This window comes from Luteimonas sp. TWI662, from assembly GCF_039673825.1.
Lineage (GTDB): Bacteria > Pseudomonadota > Gammaproteobacteria > Xanthomonadales > Xanthomonadaceae > Luteimonas.
The window spans coordinates 125,511-142,089 of record NZ_JBDJMI010000002.1; the positions used below are offsets into that span (position 1 = coordinate 125,511).

The following is a 16,579-nucleotide window of genomic DNA, read 5'->3' on the forward strand; positions in this document are numbered from 1 at the left end:
CCAGCAATGACCGCCAGTTCGCCCAAAACCCTGTTCGACAAGCTGTGGGACGCGCACGTCGTGATCCCCGAGACCGACGCCGCGCCCGCGGTGCTGTACATCGACCTGCATCTGATCCACGAGGTTACCTCGCCGCAGGCCTTCACCGAGCTGCGCGCGCGCGGCCTGTCGCCGCGCCGGCCCGACCGCACCAAGGCGACCATGGACCACTCCACGCCGACGCTGCCGGCAGGACCCGACGGCCGCCTGCCCTACGCCAACGCGGCCGCCGAGAAACAGGTCGAGACGCTCGCCGCCAACTGCGCGCAGTTCGGCATCGAGCTGTTCGACATGGCTTCCGACCAGCGCGGCATCGTGCACGTGATCGCGCCCGAACAAGGCTTCACCCAGCCCGGCATGACCATCGTCTGCGGCGACAGTCACACCTCGACCCACGGCGCGTTCGGCGCGCTCGCCTTCGGTATCGGCACCAGTGAGGTCGGCAACGTGCTGGCGACGCAGTGCCTGCTGCAGCGGCGGCCAAAGACGATGGCGATCACCGTCGAGGGCCAACTCGCCCCCGGCGTCGGCGCCAAGGACGTGACCCTGCACGCGATCGGCGTAATCGGGGTCAACGGCGGCACCGGTCACGTCATCGAGTACCGCGGCTCGACCATCGCGGCCATGGACATGGAACAGCGGATGACGCTGTGCAATATGTCGATCGAGGCCGGCGCGCGCGCCGGCATGGTCGCGCCCGACGACACCACGTTCGACTGGATCGCCCGCACGCCGCGCGGCCCCAAGGGCGCGGACTTCGATGCCGCGGTCGCGCACTGGCGCACGTTGCGCAGCGATCCGGGCGCCGAGTTCGATGTCGAAGTGCGCATCGACGCGGCCGACATCCGCCCGACGCTGACCTGGGGGACCCACCCCGGCACCGCGATCGGCGTCGACGTGCCCGTGCCCGAGGCGAGCGATGCCGCCGAGCGCAAGGGGCAGGACTATATGCGCGTCGCCGCCGGCCGCTCACTGGCCGGCATGCCGGTCGACGTGGTGTTCGTGGGCTCGTGCACCAACGGGCGGCTGCGCGACATGCGCGAGGTCGCTCAGGTGCTGCAGGGTCGCCGCGTCGCGGCCGGCGTGCGCATGCTTGTGGTGCCCGGTTCGGAGATCGTCAAGCGCGAGGCCGAAGCCGAAGGCATCGATGCGGTCGTGCGCGCGGCCGGCGCCGAGTGGCGCGAGCCCGGCTGCTCGATGTGCATCGCGATGAACGGCGACCTGGTCGCGCCCGGACAACTGGCGGTGAGCACCAGCAACCGCAATTTCGAAGGCCGCCAGGGGCCCGGCGCGCGTACGTTGCTGGCCTCGCCGACCACCGCCGCCTGGGCCGCCGTGCGGGGTGTTGTCGCCGATCCGCGCGAGCTGTTCGACGACCGTCGGGCGGTGGCCTGATGCACGCGCCCCGGTCCCCTTCCGCCCCCTTGCCTGAAGAAACACCGATGCCCGCCAGTTCCCGGATCGTCTCGGCCAGCGTCGTGCTGGCCCAGACCAACATCGACACCGACCAGATCATTCCCGCGCGCTTCCTGTCGACGACAGAGCGCCAGGGGCTGGGACGGCACGCCTTCAACGACTGGCGCTGGCGCGAGGACGGCACGCCCAATCCCGATTTCGCGTTCAACCAGCCGCACAACGCCGGCCGCGAGATCCTGCTGGCCGGGCGCAACTTCGGCTGCGGCTCCTCGCGCGAACATGCGCCGTGGGCGCTGCGCGACCTGGGCTTGCGCGTGGTCGTGAGCAGCGAGATCGCCGACATCTTCCGCAACAACGCGCTCAAGAACGGCCTGCTGGCGGTCGTGCTGCCCGAGACGGTCGTCCAGGACCTGATGTCGCGACCCGACGACGTGCTGACCGTCGACATCGACGCCTGCGAGCTGCGGACACCGGCTGGCGCCGTCCATCGTTTCCCGCTCGACGCGTTCGCGCGCACCTGTCTGCTCGAGGGTGTCGACGAGATGGGCTACCTGCTGGCGCGCAGCGCCGAGATCCGATCCTACGAGGAGCGCCACCATGCACGCTGACATCGTCGTACTGCCGGGCGACGGCATCGGCCCGGAAGTGACCGCCGCCGCGGTCGAGGTGCTGGAGGCGGTCGCGCAGCGTTTCGGCCACCGCTTCACGCTGCACGAGCATCTGATCGGCGGCGCCGCGATCGACGCCACCGGCCAGCCGTTGCCCGAGGCCACGCTGGCCGCCGCGCGCGATGCCGATGCGGTGCTGCTGGGCGCGGTCGGCGGGCCCAAGTGGTCGGCGCCCAATGCGCCGGTGCGCCCGGAACAGGGCCTGCTGGCAATCCGAAAAGCGCTGGGCCTGTACGCGAACCTGCGCCCGGTGCGCCCGCATGCCGCGGCCGCCGGCGCCTCGCCGATCAAGTCGCATCTGCTGGCCGGCGTGGACCTGCTGGTGGTGCGCGAGCTCACCGGCGGCATCTACTTCGGCGACAAGACCCGCAGCGCGCAGGACGCCACCGACCTGTGCCGGTACTCGGTGGAAGAGGTCGAGCGCGTCGTGCGTCGCGCCTGCCTGCTCGCCCGCGGGCGCCGCGGACACGTAACCTCGGTCGACAAAGCCAACGTGCTCGAGACCTCGCGGCTGTGGCGCGAAGTCGCCACGCGCGTGGTGCGCGACGAGTTCCCCGACATCACCCTCGAGCACCAGTTGGTCGATTCGATGGCGATGCATCTACTGGCCAAGCCGCGCGCGTACGATGTGATCGTGACCGAGAACATGTTCGGCGACATCCTGACCGACGAGGCCTCGATGCTCGCCGGCTCGCTCGGCCTGCTGCCGTCGGCGTCGCTGGGCGAGGGGTGCGTGGGCATGTACGAGCCGATCCACGGCTCGGCGCCGGACATCGCCGGCCGCGGCATCGCCAACCCGGTCGGCACGATCCTCAGTGCCGCACTGCTGTTGCGCTACTCGCTGGGCCTGTCGCAGGAAGCGGCCTGCATCGAGCAAGCGGTGGACGCGGTGCTCGATGCCGGCGTGTTCACCGCCGACCTCGCCCCACACGACGCGGCCCGCTCGACCCGCGAGGCGACCGACGCGATCGTGCAGCAGCTGGCCTTGGCCAGCGAACAGGCTGCATGAGCGGCGGTGAGGCCGCACCCGCCGGGCTCGACGCGTTCCTGCGGACGGTCGCCGCGCGCGATCCGCACCAGCCCGAGTTTCTGCAGGCGGTGCGCGAGGTCATGGTCAGCCTGTGGCCGTTCCTGGACCGCCACCCGCACTACCGCGACCAGGCGCTGCTCGAGCGTCTGGTCGAACCCGAGCGTGTGGTGCAGTTCCGGGTGCCGTGGGTCGACGACCGCGGCCGCGTGCAGGTCAACCGCGCCTGGCGCGTGCAGCACAGCGCGGCGATCGGCCCGTTCAAGGGCGGCATGCGCTTCCATCCGTCGGTGAACCTGTCGATCCTGAAGTTCCTGGCGTTCGAGCAGACCTTCAAGAACGCGCTCACGACATTGCCGATGGGCGGTGGCAAGGGCGGCTCGGACTTCGATCCCAAGGGGCGCAGCGACGGTGAGGTGATGCGCTTCTGCCAGGCGCTGATCGCCGAGCTCCATCGCCACCTGGGCCCGGATACCGATGTGCCGGCCGGCGACATCGGCGTGGGCGCGCGCGAGATCGGCTTCATGGCCGGCTATCTCAAGAAACTCGCCAACCACGCCGGTTGCGTGTTCACCGGCAAGGGCCTGGCCTACGGCGGCAGCCTGATGCGCCCGGAGGCCACCGGCTACGGCACGGTGTACTTCGTCGAACAGATGCTGCACCACGCACGGCGCGACACCGACGGCGCGCGCGTGCTGGTCTCGGGCGCCGGCAATGTCGCCCAATACGCCGCGCTCAAGGCCATCGAACTGGGCGGCCGCGTGCTGACCTTCTCCGACTCGGGCGGCACGCTGTACGCGAAAGCCGGCTTCGATAGCGAGGCGGTCGAAGCGCTCATGGCACTGAAGAACCAGCGTCGCGGCCGATTGGCCGAACTGGCCGACGACCCGCGTTTCGACTACCTCGAAGGCCGGCGTCCCTGGCACATCCCGGCGCAGATCGCCTTGCCTTGCGCCACCCAGAACGAACTCGACGAGGCCGATGCGCGCAGGCTGATCGACAACGGCGTGATCTGCGTCGCCGAAGGCGCGAACATGCCGTGCACGCTCGAAGCGGTGGATGCCTTCCAGGCCACCGGCACGCTGTACGCACCGGGCAAGGCCAGCAACGCCGGCGGCGTCGCGACCTCGGGCCTGGAGATGAGCCAGAACGCACTGCGTCTGGCCTGGCACCACGCCGAGGTCGACGAGCGCCTGCACGCGATCATGAAGGACATCCACGCCCACTGCGTCCGCCACGGCAAGCGCGCCGACGGCCGCGTCGACTACGTCGCCGGGGCCAACATCGCCGGTTTCATCAAGGTCGCCGATGCGATGCTCGCCCAGGGCGTCACCTGACCGCCCTCTCCGCCGCCACCGCCGGTATCCCCCGACAGCAGCCACGCCCATGCCCGACTATCGCTCCCGCACCTCCACCTCCGGCCGCAACATGGCCGGCGCCCGCGCGCTGTGGCGCGCGACCGGCATGACCGACGGCGACTTCCACAAGCCGATCATCGCGATCGCCAACTCCTTCACCCAGTTCGTGCCCGGCCACGTGCATCTCAAGGACATGGGCCAGTTGGTCGCGCGCGAGATCGAACGCGTGGGCGGCGTCGCCAAAGAGTTCAACACCATCGCGGTCGACGACGGCATCGCGATGGGCCACGACGGCATGCTCTATTCGCTGCCGAGCCGCGAGCTGATCGCCGACGCGGTCGAGTACATGGTCAACGCGCACTGCGCCGATGCGCTGGTGTGCATCTCCAACTGCGACAAGATCACTCCGGGCATGTTGATGGCCGCATTGCGGCTGGACATCCCGGTGGTGTTCGTTTCGGGCGGGCCGATGGAAGCAGGCAAGACCAGGCTCGCCGACCACAAGCTCGACCTGGTCGATGCGATGGTGATGGCCGCCGACCCGGCCGCAAGCGACGAGCAGGTCGCCGCGGTCGAACGCAGCGCCTGCCCGACCTGCGGCTCGTGCTCGGGCATGTTCACCGCCAACTCCATGAACTGTCTGACTGAGGCACTGGGCCTGTCGCTGCCGGGCAACGGCACCCTGCTGGCCACCCACGCCGACCGCAAGCAACTGTTCCTGCAGGCCGCACGCACCGCGGTCGAGTTGTGCCACCGCTGGTACGGCGGCGAGGACCCGACCGCGCTGCCGCGCGGCATCGCCACGTTCGAGGCGTTCGAGAACGCGATGACGCTCGACATCGCGATGGGCGGCTCGACCAACACCATCCTGCACCTGTTGGCCGCCGCCCAGGAGGCCGAAGTCGACTTCACGATGGCTGACATCGATCGGCTCTCGCGTCGCGTGCCACAGCTGTGCAAGGTCGCGCCCAACGCGCCCGACTACCACGTCGAGGATGTCCATCGCGCCGGCGGCGTGCCGGCGATCCTGGCCGAACTCGCACGTGGCGGCCTGCTGCACACCGAGGTCGCCACCGTGCACGCCAGGACGCTCGGCGATGCGCTCGCGGCCTGGGATGTCGCCACCGTGCAGGACGAGAAGGTGCACACGTTCTTCCGCGCCGGCCCTGCCGGCATTCCCACGCAGACCGCTTTCAGCCAAGCGACGCGCTGGCCCACGCTCGACCTCGACCGGGCCCAGGGCTGCATCCGCGACCTCGCGCACGCGTACTCGCAGGAAGGCGGCCTGGCCGTGCTCGCCGGCAACCTCGCCGCCGACGGCTGCGTGGTCAAGACCGCCGGTGTCGACGCGGCGATCCACGTCTTCGAAGGCCCGGCGCGCGTGTACGAAAGCCAGGACGCCGCAGTCGCCGGCATCCTCGGCGACGAAGTGCAGCCCGGCGAGGTCGTGGTGATCCGCTACGAGGGCCCCAAGGGCGGCCCCGGCATGCAGGAGATGCTGTATCCGACCAGCTACCTGAAATCCAAGGGCCTGGGCAAGCGTTGCGCGCTGCTGACCGACGGCCGATTCTCAGGCGGCACCTCCGGCCTGTCGATCGGCCACGTCTCGCCCGAAGCCGCCGCCGGTGGCACGATCGCCCTGGTGCGCGACGGCGACCGCATCCGCATCGACATTCCATCGCGCTCGATCGCGTTGCTGGTCGACGACAGCGAGCTTGCGGCGCGCCGCGATGCGCAGGCCGCACGTGGCTGGCGGCCGGCGACGCCGCGTGCGCGCCGCGTGAGCACGGCGCTCAAGGCGTACGCGCTGCTGGCAACCAGCGCCGACAAGGGGGCGGTGCGCGATCGGGCCTTGCTGGGCGACTGAGCACACTGGCCGAGGCCGGATCCGCCCGGCGTTGCGCCCCGTCGGCATGGACAGAAGGCGGGTCGCCCGCAGGATGTGCGCCGCGCGCTGCAGGCCCGGACCGCCCCCGCGATCCCGGCACGCGAGGCCTACAAAGCGCCAAAAAAGTGCTCCATGAAAACATGCCGATTGTCCCGTGGACAAGTCAGGGCGTGCCCCGATAGGCAGCGCGCAGGACGCGACCTAGAGTCGGCCCCAAGACGCCGTCATGCGTCGACCCTCCCCGACTTTGAGGACCCGACATGTACGCACAGGCCTATCCTTCCGCAAACGCCCTTCCGGCCGGCCTGGCCAATCCGTATGCCCAGGCGGTGCAGTTCCCGCTTGGCACGCAGACTGCCGGCATGCCGCCCGAGTTGGCGCTCTACGCCCAGCCGCAGGCCTATGGCGGCATGCAGCCGGGACAGATCGACTACACCCAGTTGCGCAACCCGGTTACCTCCGACCGCACCATGACGATGTACACCATGGTGCCGCCGAACGAATCGACCGCGCGTCCGCCGGGCGACACGCGCAGCGCGGCGGAGATCCGCGAAGACAACCCCGTGCTGGCGAACCTGGGCAACCAGAGCAAGGTGCGCGACAACCTCAACGAGCTGGTCGGCGGCGACATGCACAACGATCCCGACCAGGCTTTCCGGGCCGCGGCGATCCTGACCCATATCAAGAGTCTCGGCCAGGCCGACGGCACCGCCCGCTCCGAGGAGGTGATGGGCAACGGCAAGATCGAAGGGTTCACCAAGGACGGCCATGCGCGCCACGGCACCGAGGCCGGCATGCTGCAGGACGTCAACAAGTACGGCCTCGGCCACCTGGAGCGCGCCAACGGCACGCTCGACAGCACCAACGACAAGCACGTGAAGGCCGACGGCACCAACCGCGACAACTGGGACGTGATCCGCGACGACTATCTGCGTCCCATGCTCAATCTCGGCGGCGCGGCCGCCAGCCTGATCCCGCACCCGGCTGCCCAGGCCTTCGCAGGCGGGGTCAACATCACCAACACCATGCTCGACCCGAACCTGTTCTCCAGTCCCGCCAATGCCATGAACGGCATCGCCAATGGCGTCTTGCCCAATCTGACGCCGTTGGCGGCGCCGTTCCGCACACCGGCTGCGGGCAACACGCCTGCGCCATCGCAGGGCGCGCCGAACGCCCAACCGGTGCCGACGCCCACCTCCACCACGCCGCCGGGCAGCCCGAGCACGACGCCACTCGCCTCGCCGCTGCCCTCGCCCTTCGTGTCGCCGGCGCCGACCCCGGTGCCCTCGCCGTTCGCAGCGCCGGCACCGACCCCGATGCCGACGCCGCCGAGCACACCGCTGGTCACGCCGTACACGACCGCACCGTCGACGCCGGTGCCGGGCACGCCGGCCCCATTGCTCTCCTCGCATGGCCCGTCGCTGCCGACATCCACATCGCCAGACATCGTGGCACCGGTGCCGGTGCACCCGCAGTCGGCGCCGGACTTCCTGCGCTACTACTAAGGCATCGTCGCATCGCGGCCGTCGCTGGGCGCGCGGGCAGCCGAATCCGGCATGCCTGCCCACGCTTGGCGGCGGCCGCGACGTCGTTCGGCAGTGCCGCCGCCAGCTGTGACGCGACCACGCGGCTGGGGATCGAGATAGACTGCCCGTGCCTCGCAGCATGCCGCGCGCAAGCATCAGCGCGCCCGACGCCGACGACGCATTGACCCGCCGTGAGGGCGCGCCGAGAATGCCAGCGGGGTCGCACATCCGGCCGACGCGCTTCGCGGCGACGCAGACCACGCTCTTGCGCTGCGACCGAAGCCCTTTGCACGACGCACGACGCACAACGCACGCGATGATCAGGACATTCGCACCCGCCGACATGGAGGCCGCTCTCGACATCTGGCTGCGAGCGTCCATCCGCGCCCACGACTTCGTGCCAGCGGACTTCTGGCAGGACCAACTCGAGGCCATGCGCACGCAGTATCTGCCCGCCGCCGAGGTCCACGTGTTCGAGCACGCGTCGACCGTCGTCGGCTTCTGCGCTTTGGTCGAGGATCGGCTGGCGGCGCTGTTCGTCGCACCGGAGCGACAGGGCAATGGCATCGGCACAGCGTTGTTGCGACATGCCCAGCAACGCAGATCGGGCCTCGAGTTGTCTGTGTATGCGTCGAATGCACCCAGCATCGCGTTTTACAAATCGCAAGGCTTCTCGATCATTGGACACACTGTCGATGCGGCAACAGGCCAGGACGAGTACGCGATGCGATGGACGCAGCCCGAAGCACCGCGCCAGGCCACGCCCGCAGCAGTAGCGCTCGATCCCACCCACTGAACCCCGAAGGACCGACGATGCACGTATCGCCCGCATTCGCCATGTTCATGCAGCAAGCCCCGGAGCACGCCAGGGCCTGGCGCCAGGCGGCCGATGGATTGGGCGCCGCCAGCGCGCTGGATGCCAAGACCGCGGACCTGGCCTATCTCGCAGTACTGGCTGCCACCGGCAACACCTCGGGCTTGGCGTTCCACGTCCAGTCGGCCAAGTCGCACGGCGCCTCGCGGCAGGAGGTGCTGAGCGCGGTGCTGATCGGCCTGCCGGCTGCGGGCGCGGTCGTCATCGGCGCCGTTCCCGCCGCGCTGGAGGCCTTTGATGGGCAAGACCAATAAGGCTTGGCATGCGCAGCACCGCATGCCCGAGCATGCGACGGCCGAGCAGCGTATCGCCTGGCATCGGGCCCATGCGGCGGCATGCGGCTGTCGCCCACCGCCGCCCAACATCCTGCGGCAGATCGAGGTACGGCCGGACGATCACGTCGACGCCGTAACGCAGACACCACAAGGCCATTCGTCCTAGCGCCGCTGCAACGGCCGAAGCCCATTCCGTGTACGGACGCGCAGTTGCCGACAGATCCGTCTAGGCACGCGGTGGCAGATGCAAGTCGATGTCGCACGCCCCTCATTGCTGCTTACGTTGACAGGTATCCACCTGCACGCAAGAATTCCGCGCTTCGGGCCAGCCAGACCGCCACGCCCTCGTCCCGATCGAGGAAGTCATGGTGCGCAGGCGTTGCCGGTTGTTCGTCGCTGTTTCGTTGTCCGTCTGCGCCGCTGCGCATGCCCAGGATCCCACCGCGCGCAACCTCGACAAGGTCGTCGTGACCGCGTCGCGCACCGGCCAGCTCGCCGAGACCGCGCCGCAGACGGTGGTGATCATTGATCGCGAACAGATCGACCAGCAGTTGCGGCTGAGCAGCAACTCATCGGACGTGCTGTCCAATCTGCTGCCCGCCTACACCCCCAGCCGCGGCAAGCTGACCGGCAGCGGCGAGACACTGCGCGGCCGCACGCCGCTGATCCTCGTCGATGGCATCCCGCAGTCCAATCCGCTGCGACCGACCGGACGCGAGGCGCACACCATCGACTACGCGATGGTCGAGCGCATCGAAGTGATCCAGGGCGCCAGCGCGATGAATGGCCTGGGCGCGACCGGCGGCACGATCAATCTGATCACCCGGCGACCCGAGCCGGGCAAGGCGCAACAGCACCTGGCGGTGCAGACCACCGCGGCGACGCATAGAGCCGACGACGAGACGATCGGCGTCCGTGCCGACTACCGGATCAGCGGGATGCAGGGCCAGTGGAGTTACCTGCTGGGCGCCGGTTACGAGGACCAGGGGCTGTGGTTGGACGGCAACGGGACCGCCATCGGCACCGATGTCACCCAGGGTGACTTGATGGCATCGAAGGCCTACGACGTCCATGCCAAGCTCGGTTACTGGATCGATGCGAACCAGGAACTGCAGTTCAGCCTCAACCGCTATCGCATCCGCGCCGACGGCGACTACCTCACGGTGCCAGGCGACCGCGCCAGCCGGCGACCCACGACCTCGGTTCGCGGCACGCCGCCCGGCACACCGGCCTGGAATGATGTCTGGACGACCGGGCTGAGCTACACCCATCACGATCTCGCCGGCATGACGCTGCAGGCGATGGTGTTCAACCAGGAGTTCGAGGGATTGTTCGGCGCCGACCGCTCGTCGAGCTTCCAGGATCCGGACATCGCGCCGATCGGCACGCTCTACGACCAATCCCGCTCTCTGGCCTCCAAGTGGGGCGCCAAGACCAGCCTGGGGCGCGACGACCTGCTCGATGGCCGCCTGAAGCTGACCAGCGGCATCGATGCACTGTGGGACACCGGCGAGCAGGACCTCTACGCGACCGGCCGCACCTATGTGCCGGAGTCAAAGTTCCGCAGCCTCGCTGCGTTCGTGCAGGCCGATTACCGGCTGCTGCCCAAGCTCACGCTGCAGGGCGGCTGGCGACACGAGGACGCCAAGCTGCGGATCGACAGCTACCGCACGCTGTACCGCTTCAACCGGGTCGAGGTGGAGGGCGGCGAGTTGTCGTTCCAGCAGTCGCTGCGCAATGCGGGGCTGGTGTATGCGCCATCGGACACCTTCAACGTCTACACCAGCTACTCCGAAGGCTTCGGCATGCCCGATGTCGGCCGCGTACTGCGCGCGATCGACACGCCCGACACCTCGGTCGCCGACCTGCGCTCGCTCGAACCCATCCTCACCCGCAATGCCGAAGTCGGCGCGCGGTTGCGGACCCGGGCCTGGGATGTGGACGTGAGCGCGTTCCAGTCGCGCTCGGATTTCGGCGCGCGCGTGATCGCGGTCGATGGCGCCTTCCAGCTGTCGCGCGAGAAGACCGCGATCGAAGGCCTGGACGCGAGCGTGCGTTACCGCATCAACGAGGCCCATCGCGTCGGTCTGTCCTACGCCTGGACTCGCGCCCGCTACGACAGCGACGCAGACGGACGGCTCAATGCGCGACTCGACGGCCTGAACGTCGCCCCCAACCGCTTGATCGGCACCTGGTCGGCGCAGTGGACGCCGACGCTGTCGTCGTTCGTGCAGGGCCAGGTCGCCTTCGACCGCAGCTTCGACGACCCCGCCAAGACCTTCGACGGCTACGCACTGCTCGACGCCGGGCTGGATATCGGACTGGCACGTGGCAACGTGAGCCTGGGCATCGCCAACCTGCTCGACCGGCAATACATCAGCTACTACTCGCAAAGTGCGCTGGTCGAGCCGTCGCGCTACTTCGCCGGTCGCGGCCGCACGGTGACGGTCGGCTACCGGCTGGATTTCTGAGGCGGGCGCCGCCCGCGCATCCACCTCCTCCGGACGGGGCGCGCCCGGCGTGCGGCGCACAAGCGTCGTCGCCGCGATGGCCCGCATAATGCCGGCATGCCGCTCCGCCGCCATCCTGTCCAACGTGCGGTCGCCGCCGTTCTCATCGCCGGCGGCCTGGTCCTACTCGGGCTGAGCCACGTGCGCTACGGGCTGGCGGCGCAGTCGGGCAGCGTGATGCTCAGCATCCTGCCGCTGCTGTTCGCCGGCCTGCTGCTCGGCCGGCGCGGGCTGTGGGCGACGGCGGCGGCGTACCTGGCGATCCTGCTGCTCGGCGCCTGGGCCGACCTGCAGCGTCAGGCGGCGAACGCCGACGAATGGCGCGAGATCGTCTCGCACCTGCTGCAGCCGGTGCTGGCCAATGCGATCGTCGCGCTGATTCTCGACCGGCTGATCCTCAAGTCCGACATCGCGGCCCGACGCAACCGAGAGCTGACGCTGATCTGTCGTCACCTTGAGCTTGAGATCCGCGACAAGGAAGATTCGCAGGCGCAGCTGTTGCAGTCCCAGCGCATCGACGCGCTCGGCAAGCTGGCGAGCAACGTCGCGCACGACTTCAACAACCTGCTGGGCGTGGTGCTGGGCTTCGCGCAGCGCGGGCTGGGCCATCGCGGGATCGACGACGAGACGCGGCATTGCCTGCAGCGCATCGAGGCGGCAACGCGACGCGGCCGTGGACTGACGTCGAAGCTGTTGACGCTCGCCCGCAACGATGCGGCGCTACGCGAAACCTTCGACGCCAACGAGGTGCTCGACGACCTGCAGCCGATGCTGCATTCGATCGCCGGCCCCGGCGCGGAAACGCGAGCGACGCTGTGCGGCGACGCGGCCTGGATCCGCATGGACCGGGCGGAGTTCGAGGCGGCGGTGCTCAACCTGGCCAAGAACGCGGTCGATGCGATGCCGGGCGGCGGACGGCTGACGCTGGCGACCGAGATCGAGGGCGAGGCGGTGCGCTTGCGGCTGGAAGACACCGGCCACGGCATGTCGGCGCAGACGCGAGCGCGGATCTTCGAGCCGTTCTTCACGACCAAGCCGCGCGAGCGCGGCTCGGGCATCGGCCTGGCGATGGTGCACAGGGTCGTCACTGAAGCCGGCGGCACGATCGACTGCGACAGCGCTCCGGGAGCCGGCGCCCGATTCGTGCTGCAGTTGCCGAGGCAACCCGCGTCGTCCGGCACCACCGTCGCCGCGGCGTAGCAGACGTCAGTCGATCGAGCGGCCCTCCCGGAGCCGTTCGCGGGCGCGCGTCACCAGCGCATCGTAATCGCCATCGTCCCTGCGTCGCTCGCGCGTGGCCCACAGCAGGCACAACAGGCCCGCCAGGCTCGCGGCCAGCCAGATCCAGTCGCGGCGGTACCACGGGATCGGACGCAGGAAGCGCAGCACCACCGACTCCGACCAGCCGCCATCGAGGTAGCGCGCCTGCGCCTCGAACCGCAGCTCGCCCCAGGGCACATCGGGCAACAGCAGGCTGCGCCCCGAGCCTGCCTCCACCCACTCTGCCCCATCGCCGACGCGGTAGCGCACACGAGTGCGCTCGGGATCGGCCAGGCCGATGACACCGACCACGATTTCCAGATTCGCGGCGTCCACACCCAGCGCCGGCAGGTCGAACGGATCAAGCGCGCGGCCGGCGAGCGTCACGCGGTCGATATAAGGCGTCGGCGGGTGGCGAGCGGCCGACTCGAAGCGCGACGGTTCGACCAGCGCGAATCCGCGGATCATCGCGAACAGATGCCTGCCGTCGGCACCGGTCCGGCAGGCCGAGACCGTACCGCCGTTGAACTCCACCGGATCGAGTCCGTCGGCGGTGCCGATGGTGGTCAGGCGGGGACCGGAAGCGTCGACAGGGTGCGCCCGCAGCACCGACAGGCCGCGGTTTCCTGCCAGCCACAACCGACCGTCGGGGTCGGACAGGATGCACGAGACGGTTTCGTCGAACAGGCCGTCGGCCGTGGTGTAGCGTCGTAGCTCGCCATCGCGGACATGGACCAGACCGCCGCCGTAGGTGCCAATCCACAGCCCGTCGTCGTCCTCGTGGAGCGCGCGCGCGAACGCCGGCACACCGTCCTCCACGGTCCACTGCTCCACCACGGTGTCGCCCACCAGGCGGAACGCACCGCGATCGCCGACGAACCAGACGCCACCGGCGCGAGCGTCGACCATCCTGACGATGCTCATGCCGGAGAACGCGGCGACCGGCTGAGCGCCGCGCACTACACCGTCGGCATCCACCTGCAGCCGGTAGACGTCGCGCAGCGTCGCCGCCCACCAGTCGCCGTCGTGCGAACGCCAGATGCCCAGCATCGCCTCGCCCGGCCAATGCCAAACGCGTTCCAGGCGTCCGTCGCGGAACCGCCCGAGACCCGCGTTCGAGGTGCCAATCCACAGGGCGTCGGTCGTGGGGTCGCGGAACAGGCTGGAGATGCAGGCATCGTCGAGCACGCCCTCGACCACCACCCGGCGCGCTCCACCATCCGCGCGTCGATGCCACAGCCCCGCGCAGCCGAAACCCAGCCACAGGCCGCCATGGCCGTCGTCCTCCACCACCCGGCCCGGGGCGCGCCCGCCGAGGCCGGGGGCGTGCAGCATCGCCACGCGCGCAGGCCGCATCCGCCACAGGCCCTGGCCGGTGGTGCCGATCCAGGTATTGCCCGCATCGTCGAGATGCAGGATCCGCGCATGCAGCAATTCGGCGCCTTGCACCGGCACCTCGCGCCCATCGGCCGCGAGCAGACGTAGCCCCGACGCCTCGTCGGAGACGTGCACGCGGCCGTCGTTCGACGGCACCAGTTGGGCCTCAGGCGGCAGGTCGCGCCGGATCAGGGTCCACGCGCCGGTCGAGGGTCGAAAGCGGTACAGCGCGCGGTCGCTGAGCAGGAGCCACAGCAGATCCGGCGTCGATGCCATTCGGTTAACGGCCGCGCGTCCGTCGGGCAACGGCACACGGACACTGTCGGTCGTCGTCAGCCGCCACAATCCATTCCTGCCACCGGCATAGAGCACGCCGTCACCCATCGGCGCGGCCCAGTCGAACGCGTTGTAGACATCCACCTGGACGCTGGCCTGCAGCGTCACGGCATCAATCCGGAATACGCCCTGGGTGCTCAGCGCCCACACCGCGCCGTCGCCATCGGGATACAGGGCATTGACCTGGCAGCGTGCCCCGCACACCGGCAACTGGCGGAAGCGGCCATGCTCGAGCAGGCTGATCCCCGCATCTTGCGTCCCGATCCAGAGCCGGCCGTAGGCATCCTCGTGCAGCGCGAGGACACGGTTGCTCGGCAGCCCGTCATCGCCTGGCGCATCACGATCGTGCGCATCGGCGCCGTAGAGACGGAACTCGCGGCCGTCGAAACGCACCAGCCCGCCGAAGGTGCCCAACCACAGGAACCCGTCGCGGGTCTGCAGCATCGCGTTCACGCTGGCCTGCGGCAGCCCCTCCTCGTCCCCGTAGTGGCGCAGGGTGTTGCGGTACTGGGGATCGAGCCGGCCATCGCCGGGTGCGGCGGCCATGGTGGGTCCGGCCAGTGCGCAGGCCGTGAGCAGCCATGCGCATCGGCGCAGCGCGCCGCGGAGACGGCACGCGAGACCGCGCCCGCCGGATCGGCGCGCGGCGGACAGCGGCGAACGCGTCGCGTGAACGGGCGCGGCAGGCAAGCGTGAGTTCCCCCGAAAGAAACCGCAGGCGCATCCTACCGCCCGTTCGGCGCGCAGAGGGTACCGCATGGCGCACCTGCGCATTCGAAACGCATGGCTCACAATCGATTGCCTAGCATCCGGACGGCCGCCTGGCGCGGTGGGAGAGACGCTCGACGAAGGCGTGCTGTTCGACTTCGAAAAGTCCGACATCCGGCCCGACGCGGCGCACACGCTCGATGTCTTTGCCCAGGCGCTGCGCGGCGTCGCCAGCGCCGAACTGGACATCCGCGGCCACACCGACAGCAAGAGCACGCCGACCTACAACCAGCCACTATCCGAACGCCGCGCCCGTGCCGTGCTCGAAGCGTTGCAGGCCCGTGGCGTTGCCCACCGGGCCAGCGCGCACGGCCTCGGCGAATCGCAGCCCGTTGCGCCCAACAGCATCGATGGTCGCGACAATCCCGCCAGCCGTCAGCGCAATCGCCGGGTCGAGTGTTCGTCCGCGCCTGACCTGCCCGCTTCTTCCGTCCACACAAGGAGTCGCGCATGAAGCAGATGTCCCTGGCCACGCTGCTCGCCCTCGCGGTATCGGCGCCGGTGGCATCGGCGGCAGCAGACGACTTCAGCCTCGGCTACGACGTCGACCGCTATCCGGCAACACAGTTGAGTATCAAGGCCTGCCTGGCGGCACTCGCCCGCGGCGGCGCCGCAGTCGGCTACACCACCCGCACACAGAGCGACCAAAGCACGCTCGCCACGCACGTGTCGGGCCCGGCAGACGGCGGCCGCGCACTGGTCTCGTACTGCATCAGCGCCGGCGACCACACCGCCTTTGTGGTGCAAGCGCTGGATTACAGCGGGCCGGACAGCCGCGGCCCCGACGCCATCAAAGCCCGCGTCGCCGCCGAAGTGCGCAAGGCCGCCGGCGCGCGCTGACTGCGCACTGCATCGGCACGTGGGCGCCCTGCCACCGCCGCACGACACCGGGGCGACGGCCACCTGAGTCCCTTACCAGGCACTGCGCGGCCGACATCAATCCAAGGCGCCGGACCATCGGTCGAGAGAACTCGTGCGACCGATGCTTCCGTCCGCGCACATGCGTGTGATCTGCGTCGTCGCGACACCCATGTGTCCGAGCAGTTTCTGCGCCGTGCGAGTGTCGTGGCCGGCCTCCAGCAGATGCGTGGCGAACGAACGGCGCAGCGTGTGGCAGGTGGCTGCTATCTCGGACAGACTTTGGGATGGATACGCTAAGGCCTCAGAATTTGTTCAAGTCGATGCCGCGCTTCGCGGAGCGGCTCGATGCATATGACGGGCGTCACGCGCAACGTTGCAACACGTCATGCCGTTTTT

The 16,579-nt window shown here is 69.4% G+C and carries 12 protein-coding genes and 2 pseudogenes; 12 read left to right on the top strand and 2 right to left on the bottom strand.

Features of this window, described 5'->3' with window-relative positions:
- The first annotated feature begins 6 nt into the window (after positions 1 to 6).
- From leuC to ABE488_RS03075, 10 genes are all read left to right on the top strand, one after another.
- Positions 7 to 1,434 (top strand): 3-isopropylmalate dehydratase large subunit, encoded by a 1,428-nt coding sequence (gene leuC / locus ABE488_RS03030; RefSeq protein WP_346442675.1) that lies wholly within the window; start codon positions 7 to 9, stop codon positions 1,432 to 1,434.
- 47 nt (positions 1,435 to 1,481) lie between these two features.
- The gene (gene leuD / locus ABE488_RS03035) at positions 1,482 to 2,063 is read left to right on the top strand and encodes a 3-isopropylmalate dehydratase small subunit (RefSeq protein ID WP_346447108.1); all 582 of its coding nucleotides are present in this window, start codon (positions 1,482 to 1,484) and stop codon (positions 2,061 to 2,063) included.
- Entirely contained in the window at positions 2,053 to 3,132 is a 1,080-nt protein-coding gene (leuB, locus tag ABE488_RS03040; RefSeq protein ID WP_346447112.1) for a 3-isopropylmalate dehydrogenase, read from the top strand. Before leuD ends, leuB begins: the two co-directional genes overlap by 11 nt.
- Positions 3,129 to 4,487, top strand: coding sequence for an NADP-specific glutamate dehydrogenase (gene gdhA, locus ABE488_RS03045; protein ID WP_346447114.1), 1,359 nt, complete (start codon positions 3,129 to 3,131; stop codon positions 4,485 to 4,487). Before leuB ends, gdhA begins: the two co-directional genes overlap by 4 nt.
- A 49-nt stretch (positions 4,488 to 4,536) precedes the next feature.
- On the top strand, positions 4,537 to 6,375 hold the full coding sequence (gene ilvD / locus ABE488_RS03050) for a dihydroxy-acid dehydratase (RefSeq protein ID WP_346447116.1): 1,839 nt from the start codon (positions 4,537 to 4,539) through the stop codon (positions 6,373 to 6,375).
- Between the two features lie 281 nt (positions 6,376 to 6,656).
- The gene (locus tag ABE488_RS03055; protein WP_346447118.1) at positions 6,657 to 7,901 is read left to right on the top strand and encodes a hypothetical protein; all 1,245 of its coding nucleotides are present in this window, start codon (positions 6,657 to 6,659) and stop codon (positions 7,899 to 7,901) included.
- A 160-nt stretch (positions 7,902 to 8,061) separates the two neighbouring features.
- A complete protein-coding gene (locus tag ABE488_RS03060) occupies positions 8,062 to 8,718 on the top strand; it encodes an N-acetyltransferase (RefSeq protein WP_346447120.1) in 657 nt (218 codons plus the stop codon).
- A gap of 17 nt (positions 8,719 to 8,735) precedes the next feature.
- On the top strand, positions 8,736 to 9,050 hold the full coding sequence (locus ABE488_RS03065) for a carboxymuconolactone decarboxylase family protein (RefSeq protein ID WP_346442662.1): 315 nt from the start codon (positions 8,736 to 8,738) through the stop codon (positions 9,048 to 9,050).
- Between the two features lie 425 nt (positions 9,051 to 9,475).
- Positions 9,476 to 11,542 (top strand): TonB-dependent receptor, encoded by a 2,067-nt coding sequence (locus tag ABE488_RS03070; RefSeq protein WP_346447122.1) that lies wholly within the window; start codon positions 9,476 to 9,478, stop codon positions 11,540 to 11,542.
- Positions 11,543 to 11,638: 96 nt separating this feature from the next.
- Entirely contained in the window at positions 11,639 to 12,781 is a 1,143-nt protein-coding gene (locus ABE488_RS03075; protein ID WP_346447124.1) for an ATP-binding protein, read from the top strand.
- A gap of 6 nt (positions 12,782 to 12,787) precedes the next feature.
- Here ABE488_RS03075 and ABE488_RS03080 read toward each other — a convergent pair whose 3' ends face one another.
- Positions 12,788 to 15,100, bottom strand: coding sequence for a two-component regulator propeller domain-containing protein (locus tag ABE488_RS03080; RefSeq protein WP_346447126.1), 2,313 nt, complete (start codon positions 15,098 to 15,100; stop codon positions 12,788 to 12,790).
- Positions 15,101 to 15,371: 271 nt separating this feature from the next.
- Between ABE488_RS03080 and ABE488_RS03085 the strand changes: the two are divergent.
- A pseudogene (locus ABE488_RS03085) lies at positions 15,372 to 15,776 on the top strand (OmpA family protein); the annotation flags it as partial.
- Entirely contained in the window at positions 15,773 to 16,162 is a 390-nt protein-coding gene (locus ABE488_RS03090) for a DUF6180 family protein (RefSeq protein ID WP_346447128.1), read from the top strand. The pseudogene ABE488_RS03085 and the gene ABE488_RS03090, both read left to right, overlap by 4 nt.
- Before the next feature lie 96 nt (positions 16,163 to 16,258).
- Here the strand turns inward: ABE488_RS03090 and ABE488_RS03095 are convergent.
- Positions 16,259 to 16,444 (bottom strand): annotated as a pseudogene (locus ABE488_RS03095) (tyrosine-type recombinase/integrase); the annotation flags it as partial.
- Between the last annotated feature and the right edge of the window lie 135 nt (positions 16,445 to 16,579).